This is a genomic window from Massilia sp. Root418, assembly GCF_001425265.1.
Taxonomy (GTDB): domain Bacteria; phylum Pseudomonadota; class Gammaproteobacteria; order Burkholderiales; family Burkholderiaceae_D; genus Rugamonas.
Window position 1 is genome coordinate 81,562 of sequence record NZ_LMEC01000002.1, and the last position, 19,492, is coordinate 101,053.

Here is a 19,492-nt window from a genome sequence, read left to right on the forward strand (position 1 = left end):
ATCATAGCAGCCAACATTGTTTCATTGCCATGGAATATGTCGTCATACTGTCAGAGCTGTGGCGCATGCTGCGCCAAATTCCGGGTATCGTTTTATTGGGGCGAAACAGATGCGCATCCGGGCGGCACCGTGCCTCAGCGCATGGTGGTTCCGATTTCGCCGCACCTGGTGGCGATGCGCGGCACCGAGCACCGCCCTTCCCGCTGCTCGGCGCTGGAAGGCGTGGTCGGCCGGGACGTCGGCTGTTCCATTTATCCCCTGCGCTCCAGCACCTGCCGCGAATTCGAGGCGGGCACGCCGGCTTGCAACGCGGCGCGCGCCCACTACGGCTTGCCCGAGATCGAAGCCGGCGTCGAAGCCGAACCCGCCTAGGCGTGGCAGACCCGGTTGCGGCCGGTTTCCTTGGCCTGGTACAGCAGCGCGTCTGCCTTCTGCAGCATCGCTTCCGCCGTGCCCACCGCATAGTCGGCAAATACGCCCATGCTCATGGTGACCTTCAAGCCCGGCTCCACTTCGTGCCACGGGTGCTGCTCGATGATCTGGCGCAGCTTGTCGCACAAGGCGGCGGCTTGCGGCAAATCGGTTTCCGGTAGCGCCAGCACAAACTCCTCGCCGCCGTAACGCGCCACCAGGTCGCTCAGCCGCACGTGCTGGCGCAGGATGGCGCCCACCTGGCGCAGCACCGCGTCGCCGGTGGCGTGCGAGTAGTTGTCGTTGATCTTCTTGAAGAAGTCGATGTCGCCGATCACCAGGCTCAAAGGGCGCTTGTGGCGCACGGCCTGGTTGTACAGGGTATTGGCCTGCTCGTCGAAGTGGCGGCGGTTGTACAGATTGGTGAGCGCGTCACGGATGCTGAGTTCGCGCAGCTGGTCGGCCTGCTGCAAGATGGTCTGGTGCGACGCCTGCAGTTCTTCGTGGCTGCGCGCCAACTGCTCGCTCATTTCGTTGAATGCGCTGGCCAGGGTGGCCACTTCGTCCTTGCCCTGCACGGGAACTTCCTGGCGCAGCGAGCCGCCGTGCATGGCGCGCACGGCGCCGGTGAGGCGGCTCAGGCGGCTGCTCAGGCCCCGGCTGAGCGCGAGGCCGAGGCCCAGCGCCAGCACGGCGGCGCCCGCAGCGCCGGCCGCCAGCGAGGAGCGCATGGCGGCCAGGAATTCCAGTTCCTGGCGGGTGGGCGTGACCACGCCTTCGGGCGATACGTAGGCTGCAACCTTGCCGTTCACTTCGATCGGGCGCGCCCTGAGGCGGGCGTCCGCAGGCAGGATGGAGTCGCGCGTGTACTGGCCGGCGCCCAGCAGGACTTTGTAGTCCGGGTCGGTCAGCACGAAGCGGAACGGGGGCGCCTGGCGCCGGCGGTCGGGTCCGCCAGGGCCGCGATCACCGTCCTGGTCCGGGCCGCGCGGACGCAGGTCGTCGGGGCGGGGCTCGTCTGGACGTTCGTCACGCTCGGGAGGGCGCGCGGTGTCAGGCTGCTGCGGCGCGTATGCCGGCTGCTGCGGCGTGTAGCCCGGCTGCTGCGCGTCGGCCGCCGACGGCTGGCGTGCCGTGGCGCGCCATACCTTGGGCGCGCCTTGCGGCCCATCCGCTTGCGTCGAACGCTCGGCCGGCGGCTGCGGGCGGCCATCTGGAGTGGCACGGCGGCCGTCGGCATCGGGACGGCGGCCAGTGGGCGCGCCACGGCGATCGTCGGCTTCGGGGCGGCGGCCGTCGGGCGGCGCGCGGCGCTCATCGAATTCGGGGCGGCGGCCATCCGGCGGGCCACGGCGGTCGTCGAACCCGGGGCGTTGGCCATCCGGCGGGCCACGGCGGTCGTCGAGCTCGGGGCGGCGGCCATCAGGCGGGCCACGACGGTCATCGAACTCGGGGCGGTGGCCATCGGGCGGGCTGCGGCGATCGACGTCGTCCGGGCGGCGGCCGTCGGGCGGGCCACGGCGGTCATCGAACTCGGGGTGGCGGCCGTCCGGCGAGCTACGGCGGTCGTCGAACCCGGGGCGCTGGCCGTCCGGCGCACCACGGCGGCCGTCGAATTGCGGACGCTGGCCGTCGCCGGGCTGGCGCGCGCTGTCCTCGCGCAGCGGGCGGGGCGACCCGGGCGCATCTGCGGGCGGGGCGGGCCGTTGCGGACGGCCATAGGCGCCGCCTGACGGACGGCCTGCCGCCGCGTCATCGCCGCCGGGAGCGGCCATGCCATCCATCTCCGGCGCGGGCCTGCCGCGCGACTGGCGGTCGATATTGGGCGGCATGCGCTCCAGCAGCTCGCTAGGGCGCTCGCCGTCCTGCGGTCCCTGGCGGCGTTCGGTGCGCTGCACGAACCGGTCGAACGATTCGGTGGCGATCGCGGTCTTCCAGTCGCCGTATTGCGTCAGGTAGGCCGTCATATAGGTATGAAAGTGCTCGGCGGCCTGCTTGCTGCGGATGGTGTCGAACTTCCGGTTGACGCTGGAATAGGTCAACCCGCCCACCACCGCCACCGACGCCAGTCCGGTCAGCAGCAAGGCGAGCATTAATTTAATACGCAAAGACATCCCTATCCCCTGTTTTTACTTGCTTATAGGCTATCAATGATACAGCAGAGCCACAGCCCCGCGCCTATCCCTGCGGCACTGTTATATGCATTTTTTATGGCATACATCACAAATGAAAAGTTTATTTATGGATGCAAGGCACATATACTGCACTGCAACATCGCACACATTGGAGCACATCATGACCACCGCAAGCAACCTGACGTTCAACAGCTACAACGAAACCACCTATTTCGCCAACGTTGGCCGCGCAGTACGCGGTCTGATCGCGGCGCTGCTGGCGCAGAAGCCTGCCGCCGCCCCTGTGCAGCGTAGCAAGCCGCAAGCGACGCTGTTCGAGCTGGCCAGCCGCCCGGACGCGAACATGCCCAACCTGATGGCCGAACTGCACTTCATGGCTTCGCGGGGTTAATCATGGAACTGATCGCACTGTTCACCACCGTTATCGCCGCCGCCGCCATCGCCGCCCGCATCTGCCTGCAACCCGTGGTGGACCGCTCGCTGGCCGAGCTGGAATCGCTGGCCAAGGCGCACTAAGCCGCAGCAGCACACGCGTCAAAGAAAAACCCGGTCGAGGCCGGGTTTTGTCATTCCAGGGCAGCGCCGCGCAGGCTTATGCCTTCTTCAGGCGCGAGTTGTGCATGCTGTAGCCGAAGTAGGTCACCACCGCCACCAGCATCCAGATGGTGAAGATCACCTTGGTGGCATGCGACAGGTTCACCATCAGGTAGGCGCAGGCGCCGATGCTCAGGGCCGGCACGAAGAAGGGGCCGAAAGGCACGCGGAAACCGCCCTTGGTGGGAATGCCTGCCGCGCGGTCCTTGCGGCGCAGCACCGGCACGGCCACCGAGACGATGATGAAGGCGGTCAGCGTGCCCATCGACACCATATCCCACAGGAAGGTGGAGTCGACCAGGCCCGCCACCACGCCCACCACCAGGCAGACGATCAGCGTATTGCTGACCGGCGAATGGGTTTTCGGATTCACGGTCTGGAAGGTTTTCGGCATCAGGCCGTCCTTCGAGATGGCGTACAGGATGCGGGTCTGGCCGTAGATGGTTACCAGCGTCACCGAGAACACCGAGATCACGGCGCCGGCGGACAGCACCAGCGCGGGCCAGGCCTTGCCGGTGACGTTCTGCAGGATCACCGCCAGGCCGGCGGCCTGGCCTTCAAACTTGTGGGCCGGCTGCGCGCCCATGGCGGCCACCGCCACCAGCAGGTAGAACACGGTGACGATCACCAATGCGCTCAGGATGCCGATGGGGACGTTGCGCTTGGGGTTGCGCACCTCTTCGCCCGCGGTGGCGATAGTGTCCAGGCCAATGAAGGAGAAGAACACCGTGCCCGCCGCCGCCGCGATGCCGGTGGCGCCCGGCAGCCATTCGCCGCTTACGGGCTTCAGGAAGGGCGTGAAATTGTTGGCGTCGAATCCGCCCAGCGCAATGGCCGCGAAGAAGACCAGGATCACCAGCTTGACCATCACCATGATGGCGTTGGTGGTGGCCGATTCCTTGGTGCCGCGCACCAGCAGGATGCAGCACATGGCCACCAGTATCATGGGCGGCAGGTTGAAGTGGCCGACGTTCCATGCCCATCCGGTGGGCGTGGCCAGGATCAGCGGCGTGCGCAGCGTCTCGGGGATTTGCCAGCCGATGGCGTTGACGAGGAAGTTGTTCAGATAGTCGGACCAGCCGATCGCCGTGGCGCTGGCCGCCAGCCCGTATTCCAGCAGCAGGCAGAAGGCTACGATGAAGGCCAGGAACTCCCCCACCGTGCTGTAGGCGAAGGAATAGGCGGAACCGGAAGCGGGAATGCGGAACGACAGTTCGGCGTAGCACAGCGCCGTCAGGCCGGCGGTGATGGCCGCCAGCAGGAAGGACAGGATCACCGAGGGGCCGGCCTTGGGCACCGCTTCCACCATGGTGAAGAAAATGCCGGTCCCGATGGTGGCGCCCACGCCTATCATGGTCAGCGAGAACAAGCCCATGGAACGGGCCAGGCCTCCGGTGTGGGTATCGCCATGTTCGGCGTGCAGACCGACCGGCTTGGTACGGGTCAGTTTCTGGGCCAGCGTTTGAGTCACAGGCATTCCTTGTATGGTATGTAGCCGCCGCGCCGGTTGTGCCGCCGCGTTCTGCTGATGGGTACGGTCAAAAACAAGCGATTATAGGGCTTTACGCCGCGCCCGCCACGAGGAATTTTGTACAAGAATGACAACTGTGTTGTTGCGTTAAGACGCGAGCCACGCGCCCTGTCAGCGCTGGCCCAGCCGCGTGCTGCCGAACAAATCCTTGAGTTCACGCGGCTGCGAGCGCCAGTACTGCGGCGGCGCCTGCACCTGCGCGCCCAGTTCGGCGGCCGCATGCCACGGCCAGCGCGGGTCGTACAGCATGGCGCGCGCCAGCGCCACCACGTCCGCGTCTTCCTGCGCCACGATGGATTCGGCGTGCGCAGCTTCGGTCACCAGGCCCACGCCGATGGTGGGCAGCCCGGTGGCGTGCTTGATGCGGCGCGCAAAGTGGATCTGGTAGCCCGGTCCCAGCGGAATCTGCTGCAGCGGCGAGACGCCGCCGCTGGACACGTGGATGAAATGGGCGCCCGCCTTCTCCAGTTCGTGCGCGAAGGCCACGCTCTGCTCGATGTCCCAGCCGCCCGCCACCCAGTCCGACGCCGAGATGCGCATGCCCACGCATACCGATTCCGGCACCGCGGCCTTCACCGCGCGCAGCACCTCCAGCGGGAAGCGCATGCGGTTCTCCAGCGCGCCGCCGTATTGGTCCGTGCGCTGGTTGGACAGCGGCGACAGGAACTGGTGCAGCAGGTAGCCGTGGGCGCCGTGCAGTTCGATGGCCTCGATGCCCAGCGCGTGCACGCGGCGCGCGGCGGCCACGAAATCGTCCTTCACTTGCTGCAGGCCGGCCGCGTCCAGCGCCAGCGGGGGATGCTCGCCCGGCGCGTGCGGCACGGCGGACGGCGCCACGGTCTGCCAGCCGCCATGCGACGGCGGCACGCTGGCGCCGCCCTCCCACGGCCGCTGGCTGGAGGCCTTGCGGCCGGCGTGCCCCAGCTGTACCGCCAGCGGCATGGCCGAATAGTTGCGGATGGCCTGCACCACCGGCGCCAGCGCGGCCTGGTGCGCGTCCGACCACAGGCCCAGGTCCCAGGCCGAGATGCGCCCCTCGGGCGACACGGCGGTGGCCTCCGTCATCAGCAGCCCGGCGCCGGACAAGGCCAGCTGGCCGAGGTGGATCATGTGCCAGTCAGTGGCCAGGCCGTCCTGCGCCGAGTACTGGCACATGGGTGCGATGGCGATGCGGTTGGCCAGCGTCAGCGGGCCGAGTGCATAAGGGGTAAACAGCTGGCTCATGGCGCTCTCCGGAGGCAAAAGACGCCAGTGTAACGCCACTTCAAGGGCACCGTTACAGTTGCTTACTTTTGATACAGGCCCGTGTATAGCTTGCGGCGTGCCGGATCGTTAATCTTGAGGCTCAGCAAAATATACAAAGGAGATCATCATGGCGATCATCAAAAAAATCCCCACTGTCAGCAACCGCTTCTCGCCCCTGAGTGCTGTTGCCGCGATCTCCGTCATCATCCTGTGCATGGCTGGCACCGCTGCCATCGCCGGCTGGCTGCCCGCCCACCCGCGCGCGGCCACGCCGGACCCGCAGGACAATGATTTGCCTCCGCTTTCCTCCGCTCCCCAAGCGTCGCCGATTGCGGCTCCGGTTGCAGCACCCGTTGCTGCCCCTGCGCCCGACCGTTCCATGCAGCCGCGCGTGCGCCGCGCGGCGCATGTGACGTCGTCCACCTGAGCACGAAAACAACAGCACGCCAGAGCAACTTTCAATTGAAAAGGGGGCGCTGCCATAGGGCGGCGCCCCCTTTTTCTCATCCGGGCATTCCTGCCCATTTTTTGTGCTTTGTTTTACCTATGAAACGCTGATTTTTATTTGAGACGAAAAGCTGGATTTTGAAAAAATCTCTGCTATATTTCAATCACATTACAACCCACATACGAAGCACTGTTTTATATGTGGAACACATGATTGTGAGAGAAATGATGATCGAAATCGAATTCCGCAACGTCGGCAAGAGTTTCATCGACCGGCAAACCTCACAGCCGCGTTCTGCGGTTAACAACGTCAACATTTCCATCCGCAGCGGGGAAGTCGTCTCCATCATCGGCCCGTCCGGCTGCGGCAAAAGCACCCTGCTGAACATGGGCGCGGGCTTGTACCTGCCGACGGTGGGCGAGGTGTACGTCAGCGGCGAACTGGTGACCAAGCCGGTGAAGAAAGTGGCCTTCATGCTGCAGAAGGATTTGCTGATGCCCTGGCGCACCATCCGCGCCAACGTGGGCCTGGGCCTGGAGATCGACGGCGTGTCCTTAAAGGAGCGCGACCAGGCGGCCAATGCGCTATTGGCCAAGTGCCACCTGAAAGGCTTTGAAGGCCATTACCCCTACCAGCTGTCCGGCGGCATGCGCCAGCGCGCCGCGCTGGCCCGCACCCTGGCGGTGGACCCGCATGTGCTGCTGCTGGACGAACCTTTCTCGGCGCTGGACGCGCAGACCAAGATGATCCTGCAGCAGGACCTGGCGCAGATGCTGTACGAGAAGCAGCGCACCGCGCTGTTCATCACGCACGACCTGATTGAAGCCATCGCCCTGTCCGACCGCCTGCTGGTGATGAGCGAACGCCCCGGCACCGTGATCGAGGAAATCGTGGTCGATCTGCCGCACCGCAACGATCCGCTGGCGCGCCGCAAGCTGCCCGAAATCGGCCCCCTGGCGGGACGCCTGATGGAGCTGCTGAAAGTGGGCAAGGACCAGGAAGCCGAACTGCATTAATCCATGGCGAACGCCGTTTCGCTACTAATCAGGAGTGTATATGAGCATGCATAAAATCCTCGCCTCGGCCGCCTGCGCCGTGGCCATGGCCTTCGCCGCCGCACCCGTGCTGGCGGCACCTGAAGAAGTGACCTACCTGTTGCCGGCGCCGCCGAACACCCCGGCCTTCGCGCCCTGGATGATCGCGCAGCAGAAAGGCTACTACGCGGAAGAGAACCTGAAAGTGAGCTTCGTGGCGGCCAAGGGCGGCGTGGACGTGGCCAAGCAGATCGGCGCCGGCAACGCGGTGATCGGCGGCGCCATCGGCGACACCCCCATTATCGTGCGCGCCAACGGCGTGCCGGTGAAAGCCATCGCGGTGCTGGGCGCCGGCTCGCTGACCATGGTGGGCGTGCACCAGGGCGGCGGTATCAAGTCGCTGGCGGACCTGAAGGGCAAGACCATCACCGTCATGTCCTACACCGACACCACCTACTACGCGCTGCTGGGCAATATGAAGCACGTGGACCTGGGCAAGAGCGACGCCGCGATCCAGGCCGCCGGCCCGTCCGGCGTATGGCAGGTATTCGCGGCCGGAAAATCGCAGGCGCTGGCCGGCGTGCCGGACTGGATCGTCAGCGCCACCGACGCCGGCGCCAAGGTGGACATCATCGAAACCAACGGCTTCAAGTCCATGGCGCAGGCCATCCTGGCGTCCGACGACACCATCAAGAACAAGCCGGAACTGCTCAAGCGCCTGGTGCGCGCCACGCTGCGCGGCATGGAAGACATCATGAAGGACCCGAAGGCCGCCACCGCCGTCTACGTCGAAGCCATCCCTTCCTACAAGGGCAAGGAAGCGAGCATCGAGCAGATCTTCAATATGTACCGCAAATACGTGTACGCCAACCAGAAGCCGCTGGGCCAGATCGACGGCGCGCGCATGGAAAGCGTGCAGAAGTTCTATGTCAGCGAAGGCATCGTCTCGAAGGCGTCCGCCGTCAACGACCTGTTCACCAACCAGTTCATCGGGACGGCGCGCTAAATGGATACCGCAACTTCTGTCAACCCAGCCGCCCCCGCCATCATGACCACGCCCGCCAAGACCGCCCCGCTGCTGAGCGAGAAAACGCGCACCGTGCTGGGCAGCCTGCTGGTGCTGGCGATCTTCCTGGCGGCCTGGGAATGGGGTCCCGGCGCGCTGGGCATGCCCGAGTTCATCCTGCCGCGCTTCTCGCGCGTGCTGCAGGAGTCGGTCTTCATGTGGAAGAACAGCGACCTGCTGGGTCACTTCGGCATCACCGCGATGGAAGTGGTGATCGGCTTCGCGCTCGGCTCCCTGCTCGGCCTCGCGGTCGGCGTGGCGCTGGGCCTGTCGCCGCGCGCCGAAGCCATGCTGTCGCCCTACATCCTGGCGCTGCAGATCGCGCCGAAGGTGGCCTTCGCGCCGCTGTTCGTGATGTGGCTGGGCTACACCATCTACCCGAAGATCATTGTGGCGGTGCTGATCGTGTTCTTCCCGGTGATGATCAACGTGCTGTCGGCCATCCGCACGGTGGACCCGGACATGGTGAACCTGGTGCGCACGCTGAACGCGTCGCGCTGGCAGATCTTCTGCCTGGTGGAGTTCCGCTCCGCCATGCCGGCCCTGTTCTCCGGCCTGCGCATCGCTTCCACGCTGGCCGTGATCGGCGTGACCGTGGGCGAACTGGTGGGCGGCAACCAGGGCCTGGGCTTCCTGCTGGTGGACGGCGAGGGCCAGGGCAACACGGCCGCCGTGTTCGTGGCCATCTGCGCGCTGACGCTGACCGGCATCGTGACCTACGGCGCAGTGGTATGGGCCGAGCGGCGCGTGCTGCACTACCTGCCCAAGGCAGCAACCAGCACTAAATAAGGAGACGCCATGACTACGACTCAACTCCTGGCCGGCCGCAAAGTGCTGGTCACCGGCGCGGCGCGCGGCCTGGGCCTGGCCTTCGCCACCGCCATCGCCGAAGCCGGCGCCACGGTGGCGCTGGCCGACATCCTGCAGGACACGCTGGCCGCCTCGGTGGCGGCGCTGCGCGAACGCGGCCTGCAGGTGCACGGCTTCCCGCTCGACATGGCCGTTCCGGCTTCCATCGACGCCTGCGCCGCGGCGGCGGTGGCCCGGCTGGGTGGCCTCGATGGCCTGGTCAATAACGCGGCCATCACTAACTCCGGCGGCAAGTCGTCCGAGCAGATCGAGATCGGCATGTGGGACAAGGTGATGGAAGTGAATGTGCGCGGCACCTGGCTGATGACCAACGCCTGCCTGCCCGCGCTGCGCGCCTCCGGCAGCGGCGCCATCGTCAACCTGGCTTCGGACACGCCGCTGTGGGGCGCGCCCAACCTGATGGCCTACGTGGCCAGCAAGGGCGCCATCATGGGCATGACCCGTTCGCTGGCGCGCGAGGAAGGCGCCCACAACATCACCGTCAACGCGGTGGCGCCGGGGCTGACCAAGGTGGAGGCCACCGAGTACGTGCCGGCCCAGCGCTACCAGACCTACCAGGACGGCCGCGCGCTGCAGCGCCTGCAGCTGCCGGAAGACGTGACCGGCGCGGTGCTGTTTGCGCTGTCCGGCCTGTCCCGCTTCGTTACCGGCCAAGTCCTCGCCGTCAACGGCGGCTTTGTTATGAACTGAGAATGAACCAAATCAGGAGCTGATAAATGAACGACGTATCCGAACAAAAGCAGATCCAGCGCAGCTGGGACCAGCCGCAAGGCGCCTCCTTCGAGGAATGGATGAACACGCGCGTGGCGCGCTTCTCCACCCGCAAGTACGACTGGAACGCGCTGAAGTTCCAGGCCGACTACGATCCGAAATACCGCCGTGCGCAGATGCGCTACATCGGCACCGGCGGCACCGGCGTGGCCAACGACAGCAGCGTGATCCCGTCCGAGCACTTCACTTTCTCCACCATGATCATCCCGGCCGGCCATGAAGGCCCGCCGCACCTGCACGTGGACGTGGAAGAAGTGTTTTTCGTCCTGCGCGGCAAGCTGAAGCTGGTGCTGGAAAAGGACGGCGAGCGTTTCGAAACCATCCTGACCGACCGCGACGTAGTGTCGATTCCGCCCGGCGTGTACCGCGAGGAGATCAACATCGGCGAGGAAGACGCGCTGATGTGCGTGATGCTGGGCGCGCAGAAGCCCATCACGCCAACCTATCCGCCAGAGCACCCGCTGGCCAGCATCAAGCGAGGCTGAGATGAACTATGCCGGCATCAGCGCCATGGCACCGGAAGCGGACGGCTTGCAGTACGCCCTGTCCCTGCTGGAGCGCCATTTCGCGGAACGCAGCGTGGCCGTCGACGGCGGCGTGGTGAGCTACCGCGAGATCGCCGCAGCGCCGGGTGCGCCGGGCGTGGCAAGCGTGTCCGCTGCGACCGCCGCGCAGCCGGCCGCGCAGCCTGCCGTGCAGCCTACATTCGTGCTGCTGCACGGCATAGGCTCGGGCGCCGCTTCCTGGCTGCCCTGTGCGCTGGAGCTGGCCGCTGCCGCACCCGGCAGCCGCATCATCGCCTGGAATGCGCCCGGCTACGGCGGTTCCACCGCGCTGGCCGCAGCGCGCCCCGGAGCCCAAGCCTACGCCGCCCGCCTGCGGCAGCTGCTGCAGGCCGTGGGCGTACTGGATAGCGGCCGCTTCGTGCTGGTGGGCCACTCGCTGGGCGCCATGATGGCCTCCGCCTACGCCGCCGCCTACCCGGCCACGCTGGACAAGCTGGTACTGCTCAGCCCAGCGCGCGGCTACGGCCAGGCGGCACGGCTAGAGCAAGGCGCACAAGTGGCGCGCGAGCGCCTGTCCACGGTCGGCGAACTGGGCGTACACGGCATGGCCACGCAACGCTCCAGCCGCCTGCTGTCGGACGGCGCCAGCACCGCGCAGCGCGACTGGGTGCGCTGGAATATGGCGCAGCTCAAGCTGCCGGGCTACACGCAGGCCGTGCATCTGCTGTGCGGCGACGCCATCGAGAACTACGCCCTGTCCGGCGCCGTGTGCGCAGTGGCCTCGGTCCACTGCGGCAGCGCCGACAACGTCACCACGCCGGCCGACTGCCGCCTGGTGGCCGAACACCACGGATTGCCGTTCTCCCTGATCGGCCAGGCTGGCCACGCCTGCTACGTGGAGCAGCCGCTGGCTGCCGCAGCGGCCATCCTGAACTAAACCATGACAACTACAGGACCAAACATGAACAACAAGCCTGAACAAGCGGAAGACGACAGCGCCGACAAATACACCGTGCCCGGCCTGGAGCGCGGCCTGCGCCTGCTGTGCGAATTCAGCCGCCACGAGAAGACCCTGTCGGCGCCGGAACTGGCCAAGCGCCTGGACGTGCCGCGTTCCACCGTGTTCCGCCTGCTGACCACCCTGGAGCGCATGGGCTTCGTCGAGCGCGCCGAAGGCGGCCGCGATTACCGCCTCGGCATGGCCGTGCTGCGCATGGGCTTTGAATACCTCGCTTCGCTGGAACTGACCGAGATCGGCCGCCCGCTGCTGGAACGCCTGCGCGACGAAATCGGCTACTCCACCACGCTGGTGGTGCGCGATGCGCGCAACATCGTCTACGTGGCCAAGTCCAGCACGCCGGCGCCGTTCGTCAGCACGGTCAACGTCGGCACCCGCCTGCCCGCGCACGCCACCGTGCTGGGCCGCGTGCTGCTGCAGGACCTGACCTTGCCGCAGCTGCGCGAGCTGTATCCGGAAGAGCACCTGAAAGTGTACTCGGACAGCACGCCGCACACGGTGCTGGACCTGTTCAACATGCTGCAGCAGGACCGCGAACGCGGCTACGTGTGGGAGCAGGGCTTCTTCGAGCGCGGCATTTCCACCATGGCCGCACCGGTGCGCGACCACAGCGGCAAAGTGGTCGCCGCGCTGGGCGCCACCATCCCCGACCAGCAGATCGGCACCGATCACCTGGAGCGCATCGTGGCCCAGGTGCGCGGCAGCGCGGACGAGCTTTCCCGCCTGCTGGACCATGCGCCGACGGAAACCGCGCAGATCGTCAATCTTTGGCAGCGCTAAGCAGCCCGCAGATCTCACGGAGCACATCATGAGCATGACCAATCTTGCAGGCCGGGTAGCAGTGGTGACGGGCGGTTCGTCCGGCATCGGCTACGCCACCGTGCAGCTGCTGCTGGAAGCCGGCGCCGCCGTGGCCCTGTGCGGCCGCGACGCCGCCCGCCTCGAAACGGCCACCGCCAGGCTGCGCGCGCAATTCCCCGCCGCGCGCCTGCTGGCGCAAACCTGCGACGTGCTGGCGCCGGAACAGGTGGCCGCCTTTGCCGCCCGCGTGCAGCAGGAGCTGGGCGCCGCGTCCATCCTGGTCAATAACGCCGGCCAGGGCCGCGTCTCGACCTTTGCCGACACCACCGACGAAGCGTGGATGGAAGAACTGCGCCTGAAGTTCTTCTCCATCATCCACCCTACCCGCGCCTTCCTGCCACAACTGAAGAGCGAGGCCGAGGCAGCAGTGGTGTGCGTCAACTCGCTGCTGGCGGTGCAGCCGGAACCGCATATGGTGGCCACGTCCGCCGCGCGCGCCGGCGTGCACAACCTGGTGCGCTCGCTGGCCACGGAATTCGCGCCGGACGGCGTGCGCGTGAACGGCATCCTGATCGGCCTGGTGGAATCGGGCCAGTGGAAGCGCCGCTTCGACGCCCGTCCGGAAGAAGACCAGCACCTGGACTGGGCCGCGTGGACGCGCCGCCTGGCACAGAAAAAACACATACAAATCGGCCGTCTCGGCCTCCCCGAAGAAGCAGCGCGCGCCATCCTGTTCCTGGCGTCGCCTCTATCTTCCTACACTACCGGCAGCCACATCGACGTCTCTGGAGGACTTTCACGCCATGTCTAATACCAATCAAATCACCGTCGGCGGCGCCATCGCCGCTTTCCTCGAACAGTGCGGCGTCAAAGCTGCCTTCGGCGTGATCTCCATCCACAACATGCCTATCCTGGACGCCTTCGGCGAACGCGGCCAGATCCGCTTCGTGCCGGCACGCGGCGAAGCGGGCGGCGCCAACATGGCCGACGCGTACGCCCGCAGCACCGGCGGCCTGGGCGTGTGCCTGACCTCCACCGGCACGGCAGCGGGCAACGCCGCCGGCGCCATGGTGGAAGCGCTCACCGCCGGCACGCCGCTGCTGCACCTGACCGGCCAGATCGAAACGCCGTACCTGGACCAGAGCCTGTCCTATATCCACGAAGCGCCGGACCAGCTGACCATGCTGAAGGCCGTGTCGAAAGCCGCCTTCCGCATCCGCAGCACGGACACCGCGCTGAGCACCGTCAAGCAGGCGGTCCAGATTGCGCTGACGCCGCCGATGGGGCCAGTCAGTGTGGAAATTCCGATCGACATCCAGGCCGCGCTGATCGACATGCCGTCCGACTTCAAGCCGCTGCCTATCCAGCGCAACGAACCTTCCGTGCACGCGCTGGACGAACTGGCCGCGCAACTGAAGAATGCCAAGCGCCCCATGCTGTGGCTGGGCGGCGGCAGCCGTGGCGCCTCGAAGCAGGTGCAGCGCCTGCTGGACATGGGCTTCGGCGTGGTCACCACCACCCAGGGCCGTGGCGTGGTGCCGGAAGACGACCCGCGTTCGCTGGGCGCCTTCAACCTGCACAAGCCGGTGGAAAACTTCTACCAGACCTGCGACGCCATGCTGGTGGTGGGTTCCCGCCTGCGCGGCAATGAAACGCTGAAGTACGAACTGAAGCTGCCGCGCGCGCTGTACCGCATCGACGCCGACCCGGCTGCCGAAGGCCGCTGCTACAAGAGCGACTACTTCGTCTGCGGCGACGCCGAACTGGCGCTGGAAGCGCTGGCGGACCGCCTGGAAGGCAAGATGAGCATCGACCCGGCCTTCATCGCCGACCTGCAGGACGCCCGCGCGGTGGCGGTGGCCGGCCTGGTCGACGGCCTCGGTCCCTACAGCGCGCTGGTGGACCAGCTGCAGGAAGCGGCCGGCCGCCGCTTCAACTGGGTGCGCGACGTGACGGTGTCGAACTCCACCTGGGGCAACCGCTACCTGCGCATCTTCGATCCGCTGGCCGGCGTGCATGCGCTGGGCGGCGGCATCGGCCAGGGCCTGGCCATGGGCATCGGCGCGGCTATCGGCGCAGCGGTGACCAACTCCGGCAAGAAGACTTTCACGCTGGCCGGCGACGGCGGCTTCATCCTGAACCTGGGCGAGCTGGCCACTGCGGTGCAGGAAAAAGCCGACATGGTGATTGTGCTGATGAACGACAAGGGCTACGGCGTGATCAAGAACATCCAGGACGTGCAGTACGGCGGCCGCCGCCACTACGTGGACCTGCACACGCCGGACTACGCCGAGCTGTCGCACTCGCTGCAGTTGCGCCACGCCCGCGTAAGCAACCTGGCAGACGCTGGCCAGGCGCTGCGCACTGCGCTGTCCGAAGCTGGCCCGTTCCTGCTGGAGATCGACATGCTGTCCATCGGCAGTTTCAAGACCGCCTTCGCGGGTCCTCCGGTCAAAGCCGCCGAACCAGCCGCCGCACCAGCCGAAGCCACCGCCTAAGGAGCCTGCCATGCTGCATGTATCGATGATAGGTTGCGGCGCCATCGGCGTCGGCGTGATGGAGCTGCTGAAAAGCGATCCCGAGGTGGTGTTCGACCTGGTGATCGTGCCGGAGTCCGGCCTGGAACACGCCGGTGCTACCGTGCGTGAGCTGTGCCCGCACACCAAGGTGGGGGTGGGCCTGAACGGCAGCCGTCCCGACCTGCTGATCGAATGCGCCGGCCACCGCGCCATCGAAGAGCACATCATCCCGGCGCTGGAGAGCGGCATTCCGTGCATGGTGGTGTCGGTCGGCGCGCTGTCCGAGGAAGGCCTGGCCGACAAGCTGGAACAGGCTGCGCAGCGCGGCAAGACCCAGGTGCAGCTGCTGTCCGGCGCCATCGGCGCGATCGACGCGCTGGCTGCGGCCCGCATCGGCGGCCTGGACTCGGTGGTGTACACCGGCCGCAAGCCGCCCGGCGCGTGGAAGGACACGCCCGCCGAGAAACTGGTGGACCTGGACGCGCTGACGCAGGCCACGGTGATCTTTGAAGGCACGGCGCGCGAAGCGGCGCGCCTGTATCCGAAGAACGCCAACGTGGCGGCCACGCTGTCGCTGGCCGGCCTGGGCCTGGATCACACGCAGGTGCGCCTGCTGGCCGACCCCGGCGTGGCGGAAAACGTGCACCACGTGGAAGCCAGCGGCGCCTTCGGCGGCTTCGAGCTGACCATGCGCGGGAAGCCGCTGGCGGCCAACCCCAAGACCTCCGCGCTGACGGTATTCAGCGTGGTGCGCGCGCTGAACAACCGCGCGCACGCACTTTCGATTTGAGGACCGCAGCAATGAATCCCAACATCACACAACAGATCTGCGTCGCGGGCGAATGGCGCCTCGGCGGCGGCGACAAGTACGCCACGCTGTATCCCGCCACCGGCGAACCGGTGGCCTACCTGAACGCGGCCAGCGTGGCCGACGTGAACGAAGCCATCGCGCGCGCCGACCTGGCCTTCCGCACCAGCGGCTGGGCGCAGCGCAAGCCGCACGAGCGCGCCGCCGTGCTGAACAAGGTGGCGCAGCTGATCCGCGAACGCGGGGAGGAACTGGCGCAGCTGCAGCGCATGGACAACGGCAAGCCGATCACCGAAACGCGCAACCTGGTGGCCAGCGCCGCCGCCACCTTCCAGTTCTTCGCCGCAGCCTGCGAAACGCTGGAGGAAACCATCACCCCGGCGCGCGGCGACAATCTCACCATGAGCGTGTATGAGCCCATGGGCGTGGTGGCCGCCATCACGCCGTGGAACTCGCCCATCGCCAGCGAGGCGCAGAAGATGGCGCCGGCGCTGGCCGCCGGCAACGCGGTGGTGGTCAAGCCGGCCGAAGTAACGCCGCTGGCCGCACTGGAACTGGCACGCATCTGCATCGAGGCGGGCGTGCCGGCAGGCCTGATCAGCGTGTTGCCGGGCAAAGGCTCCGTCATCGGCGACGCCATCACCCTGCATCCGCTGGTCAAGCGCGTGTCATTCACCGGCGGCACCAGCACCGGCAAGCATATCGCCCACATCGCGGCCGACAAGATGATGCCGGTATCGCTGGAGCTGGGCGGCAAGTCGCCCACCATCGTGTTCGAGGACGCGGACCTGGACCACGCCGTGGCCGGCGTGCTGTACGGGATCTTCAGCAGCTCGGGCGAATCGTGCATCGCCGGCTCGCGCCTGTTCGTGGCGCACAGCATTTATGACAGCTTCATGGAACGCCTGGCCGCAGGCGCCGCCGCGCTGCGCGTGGGCGATCCGGCCGACGAGAAAACGCAATTGGGCCCGCTGATCACCGCGCGCCACCGCGACAGTATCGAATCCTACGTGGCGCTGGGCGTGGCCGAGGGCGGCCGCATACGCACCGGCGGCATGCGCCCGCAAGGCGCGCAGTTCGAAAAGGGCAACTACTACCTGCCGACCATTATCGAAGGCGTGAAGAACGACTGGCGCATCTGCCAGGAAGAGATCTTCGGGCCGGTGCTGGTGGCCATGCCCTTCACCGACGAGGCGGACCTGATCGCCCAGGCCAACGACAGCGTGTACGCGCTGGCCGCCGGCATCTGGACCCAGGACTACAAGAAGGCCTGGCGCTATGCCCGCGCGGTGCAGGCCGGGAACGTGTGGATCAACACCTATAAGCAGTTTTCGATTTCGACCCCGTTCGGCGGCTGGCGCGACAGCGGCCTGGGACGCGAAAAGGGCCGCCTCGGCATTCTGCAATACATGGAACAGAAAAGCGTCTACTGGGGCATGAACGACATGCCGCTGCCGTGGGCGCAGGGAGCGAAATAATGGATGTCCTTGGCATTGATGAAATCACCTACGGCGCGGACGACCTGCCCGCGTGCAAAACCTTCTTCTCCGACTGGGGGCTCAAGCTGGTGGAAGAAACCGAAGGCCTGCTGGCATTCGAGACGCTGAACGGCTGCCGCGTGCTGGTGCGCCGCTCGGACGACCCGGCGCTGCCGCCGGCCATCGAGGCGGGTCCGACCCTGCGCGAGGTGGTGTGGGGCGTGTCGACGGCGGAAGTGATGGACCGCTTCGGCGCCATCGTGCGCGGCCTGCCCGGCGCCTATGCCGACGTAAGCGCCGGCCGCATCGGCTGCACCGATCCGAACGGCCTGGCCGTGCGTTTCCAGGTGACCCGCAAGCAGGACGTGGACGTGGAATGCGCCGAGATGAACACCTGGTCGCACCGCCCGCGCGTGAACCAGCGCAGCCCGGCCTACGAGCGCGCCACGCCGATCGAAGTCGGCCACGTGGTGTTCTTCGTGAAGGACGTGGCGGCCTGCGAAGCCTTCTACCGCGAGCACTTCGGCTTTGTGCAGTCGGACAGCTACCCGGGCCGCGGCGCCTTCCTGCGCTGCGCCGACGTGGGCGGCCACCACGACATCTTCCTGCTGCAGACGCCCGATCCGAAGGCCGGCCTGAACCACGTGGCGTTCACCGTGCGCGACATCCACGAAGTGTTCGGCGGCGGCATGCACATGTCGCGCCAGGGCTGGGACACGCAGCTGGGCCCGGGCCGCCATCCGATTTCGTCGGCCTACTTCTGGTACTTCAAGAATCCGGCCGGCGGCCTGATCGAATACTACGCCGACGAAGACCAGCTGGACGAGCACTGGGAGCCGCGCGAATTCGAACCCGGCCCCACCGTGTTCGCGGAGTGGGCCATTGAAGGCGGCCTCGATGGCAACACGCGCAGGCAGCGCAGCGCCAAGGCCCCCGAAGGCAAATTCCTGACCGACAAACCAAAGTCCTGATCGGAGAAACATCATGCAACAACGTTACCTGACCGTACACCAGACCCGCCGCCGTGAACCCACCGGCTACGAGGACCTGCTGGGCGATTCCATCGAGCGCGCGTTCGCGTCCGGCATCGCCGACCTCACCGCGCTGGTGGCGCACCTGAACCGCACCGGCCCCGGCTTCCCCGGCGGCGGCGCATGGACCGAAGAAGGCTACCAGGCCGAAGTTGCACGCCTGGCCGCTGAATGCTGAACAAGGAAGGACAAGCCATGAGAACCGTAGCCAACGACCCAGTAGAAGCCGTCCTCGCCGCCGGCCTGAAAGACCTGTGGTATCCGATCTGCCCGTCCGGCTTCGTCGCCGAGCGCCCCGTCTCGCTGCGCCGCCTGGGCCGCAAGTTCGTGCTGTGGCGCGAAGCAAACGGCACCCTGCACGCGCTGGAAGACCACTGCCCGCACCGTGGCGCGCCGCTGTCGAAAGGCATCGTGCTGGGCGACCGCATCGCCTGCGGCTACCACGGCGTGCAGGTGCGCTTCGACGGCGTAGTGACCAGCGTTCCGGGCAGCCCTGGCTGCAAGCTGGAAGGCGCCAGGGCCACGCGCTCCTTCCACGTGCAGGAAGCGGCTGGCGCCATCTTCCTCTACAACGCCAGCAAGGACGTGGACCAGCCGCCGCCGCTGGAACTGCCGCCGGAACTGACCTCGCCCGAGTACTCGAACTTCCTGTGCTATGCCGAATGGAACGGCGACTACCGCTATGTGCTGGACAACGTGCTCGACCCGATGCACGGCACCTTCCTGCACAAGCAGTCGCATTCGATGGCCGAAGGCGAGTCCACCGCCGCCTTCCGCGTGCGCGACACCGACACCGGCTTCGTATTCGAGAAGGAAGGCCAGCGCGGAGTGAACTTCGACTGGACCGAGTACGCCGAAACCGGCATCCAGTGGATGCGGCTTGAGATCCCGTATCCGAAGACCGGCGGCCCGGGCGGCAACTTCATCATCATCGGCGGCTACGCGCCGATGGAAGAAGGCGCCACCGCCGTGTTCTTCTGGCGCGCGCGCAAGGTGGAAGGCTGGCAGCGCGATACCTGGCGCTTCCTGTACAAGAACCGCCTGGAAGCGCGCCACTGGCACGTGCTGGAGCAGGACCGCGAGATCCTGGAAGCGATGGAGCCGGACGCCAACCAGCGCGAGATGCTGTACCAGCACGACATGGGCATCGTGCGCCTGCGCCGCCACCTGCGCGGCCTGGCCAAGGCGCAGATTGCCGCCGCCGAGGAAAAGACGGCATAAATCAT

Annotated in this window: 21 protein-coding genes; 18 read left to right on the forward strand and 3 right to left on the reverse strand. The window is 66.7% G+C overall.

What is annotated here, in order from left to right:
- Positions 1 to 36 precede the first annotated feature (36 nt).
- Entirely contained in the window at positions 37 to 372 is a 336-nt protein-coding gene (locus tag ASC94_RS06120) for a YkgJ family cysteine cluster protein (RefSeq protein ID WP_056392353.1), read from the forward strand.
- Here the strand turns inward: ASC94_RS06120 and ASC94_RS33520 are convergent.
- Positions 369 to 2,525, reverse strand: a complete 2,157-nt coding sequence (locus ASC94_RS33520) for a diguanylate cyclase (RefSeq protein ID WP_229417185.1) — start codon at positions 2,523 to 2,525, stop codon at positions 369 to 371. The two genes, ASC94_RS06120 and ASC94_RS33520, sit on opposite strands and share 4 nt — an antisense overlap.
- Before the next feature lie 181 nt (positions 2,526 to 2,706).
- On the opposite strand from ASC94_RS33520, the gene ASC94_RS06130 reads away from it, so the two are divergent.
- On the forward strand, positions 2,707 to 2,937 hold the full coding sequence (locus ASC94_RS06130) for a hypothetical protein (protein WP_157201314.1): 231 nt from the start codon (positions 2,707 to 2,709) through the stop codon (positions 2,935 to 2,937).
- 2 nt (positions 2,938 to 2,939) lie between these two features.
- A complete protein-coding gene (locus ASC94_RS33985) occupies positions 2,940 to 3,062 on the forward strand; it encodes a hypothetical protein (protein ID WP_267875089.1) in 123 nt (40 codons plus the stop codon).
- A gap of 76 nt (positions 3,063 to 3,138) precedes the next feature.
- Here the strand turns inward: ASC94_RS33985 and ASC94_RS06135 are convergent, their stop codons facing one another.
- Positions 3,139 to 4,611 (reverse strand): APC family permease, encoded by a 1,473-nt coding sequence (locus ASC94_RS06135; protein WP_157201315.1) that lies wholly within the window; start codon positions 4,609 to 4,611, stop codon positions 3,139 to 3,141.
- A 171-nt stretch (positions 4,612 to 4,782) separates the two neighbouring features.
- Positions 4,783 to 5,895, reverse strand: coding sequence for an NADH:flavin oxidoreductase/NADH oxidase (locus tag ASC94_RS06140; protein ID WP_056392360.1), 1,113 nt, complete (start codon positions 5,893 to 5,895; stop codon positions 4,783 to 4,785).
- A 148-nt stretch (positions 5,896 to 6,043) separates the two neighbouring features.
- Between ASC94_RS06140 and ASC94_RS32310 the strand changes: the two genes are divergently transcribed.
- From ASC94_RS32310 to ASC94_RS06215, 15 genes are all read left to right on the forward strand, one after another.
- On the forward strand, positions 6,044 to 6,343 hold the full coding sequence (locus ASC94_RS32310; protein WP_157201316.1) for a hypothetical protein: 300 nt from the start codon (positions 6,044 to 6,046) through the stop codon (positions 6,341 to 6,343).
- A gap of 245 nt (positions 6,344 to 6,588) precedes the next feature.
- On the forward strand, positions 6,589 to 7,380 hold the full coding sequence (locus ASC94_RS06150; RefSeq protein ID WP_229417186.1) for an ABC transporter ATP-binding protein: 792 nt from the start codon (positions 6,589 to 6,591) through the stop codon (positions 7,378 to 7,380).
- Positions 7,381 to 7,426: 46 nt separating this feature from the next.
- Positions 7,427 to 8,404, forward strand: a complete 978-nt coding sequence (locus ASC94_RS06155; protein WP_056392491.1) for an ABC transporter substrate-binding protein — start codon at positions 7,427 to 7,429, stop codon at positions 8,402 to 8,404.
- Complete coding sequence (locus ASC94_RS06160) at positions 8,405 to 9,253, forward strand: ABC transporter permease (RefSeq protein WP_082616285.1); 849 nt, start codon at positions 8,405 to 8,407, stop codon at positions 9,251 to 9,253.
- 9 nt (positions 9,254 to 9,262) lie between these two features.
- Positions 9,263 to 10,024 carry an SDR family oxidoreductase gene (locus ASC94_RS06165; protein ID WP_056392364.1) on the forward strand — a complete coding sequence of 254 codons (762 nt, stop codon included), beginning with the start codon at positions 9,263 to 9,265 and terminating at the stop codon, positions 10,022 to 10,024.
- Positions 10,025 to 10,050: 26 nt separating this feature from the next.
- Positions 10,051 to 10,590 carry a cupin domain-containing protein gene (locus ASC94_RS06170; RefSeq protein WP_056392366.1) on the forward strand — a complete coding sequence of 180 codons (540 nt, stop codon included), beginning with the start codon at positions 10,051 to 10,053 and terminating at the stop codon, positions 10,588 to 10,590.
- Position 10,591: 1 nt separating this feature from the next.
- Entirely contained in the window at positions 10,592 to 11,548 is a 957-nt protein-coding gene (locus tag ASC94_RS06175) for an alpha/beta fold hydrolase (RefSeq protein WP_056392369.1), read from the forward strand.
- 24 nt (positions 11,549 to 11,572) lie between these two features.
- On the forward strand, positions 11,573 to 12,409 hold the full coding sequence (locus ASC94_RS06180) for an IclR family transcriptional regulator (RefSeq protein ID WP_056392371.1): 837 nt from the start codon (positions 11,573 to 11,575) through the stop codon (positions 12,407 to 12,409).
- Between the two features lie 28 nt (positions 12,410 to 12,437).
- The gene (locus tag ASC94_RS06185; protein ID WP_056392373.1) at positions 12,438 to 13,241 is read left to right on the forward strand and encodes an SDR family oxidoreductase; all 804 of its coding nucleotides are present in this window, start codon (positions 12,438 to 12,440) and stop codon (positions 13,239 to 13,241) included.
- Positions 13,234 to 14,928, forward strand: a complete 1,695-nt coding sequence (locus ASC94_RS06190; protein ID WP_056392375.1) for a thiamine pyrophosphate-binding protein — start codon at positions 13,234 to 13,236, stop codon at positions 14,926 to 14,928. The genes ASC94_RS06185 and ASC94_RS06190 overlap by 8 nt, the downstream gene beginning before the upstream one ends.
- A 58-nt stretch (positions 14,929 to 14,986) precedes the next feature.
- A complete protein-coding gene (locus tag ASC94_RS06195) occupies positions 14,987 to 15,739 on the forward strand; it encodes an aspartate dehydrogenase (protein ID WP_373888100.1) in 753 nt (250 codons plus the stop codon).
- An 11-nt stretch (positions 15,740 to 15,750) separates the two neighbouring features.
- On the forward strand, positions 15,751 to 17,235 hold the full coding sequence (locus ASC94_RS06200; RefSeq protein WP_056392379.1) for an aldehyde dehydrogenase: 1,485 nt from the start codon (positions 15,751 to 15,753) through the stop codon (positions 17,233 to 17,235).
- Positions 17,235 to 18,206: a VOC family protein gene (locus ASC94_RS06205; RefSeq protein ID WP_056392383.1), complete on the forward strand. Its 972-nt coding sequence runs from the start codon at positions 17,235 to 17,237 to the stop codon at positions 18,204 to 18,206. The genes ASC94_RS06200 and ASC94_RS06205 overlap by 1 nt, the downstream gene beginning before the upstream one ends.
- A gap of 13 nt (positions 18,207 to 18,219) precedes the next feature.
- Positions 18,220 to 18,444 (forward strand): recombinase-like helix-turn-helix domain-containing protein, encoded by a 225-nt coding sequence (locus tag ASC94_RS06210; protein ID WP_056392384.1) that lies wholly within the window; start codon positions 18,220 to 18,222, stop codon positions 18,442 to 18,444.
- A gap of 17 nt (positions 18,445 to 18,461) precedes the next feature.
- Positions 18,462 to 19,487 (forward strand): aromatic ring-hydroxylating dioxygenase subunit alpha, encoded by a 1,026-nt coding sequence (locus ASC94_RS06215; RefSeq protein WP_056392495.1) that lies wholly within the window; start codon positions 18,462 to 18,464, stop codon positions 19,485 to 19,487.
- The last annotated feature ends 5 nt before the right edge of the window (positions 19,488 to 19,492 follow it).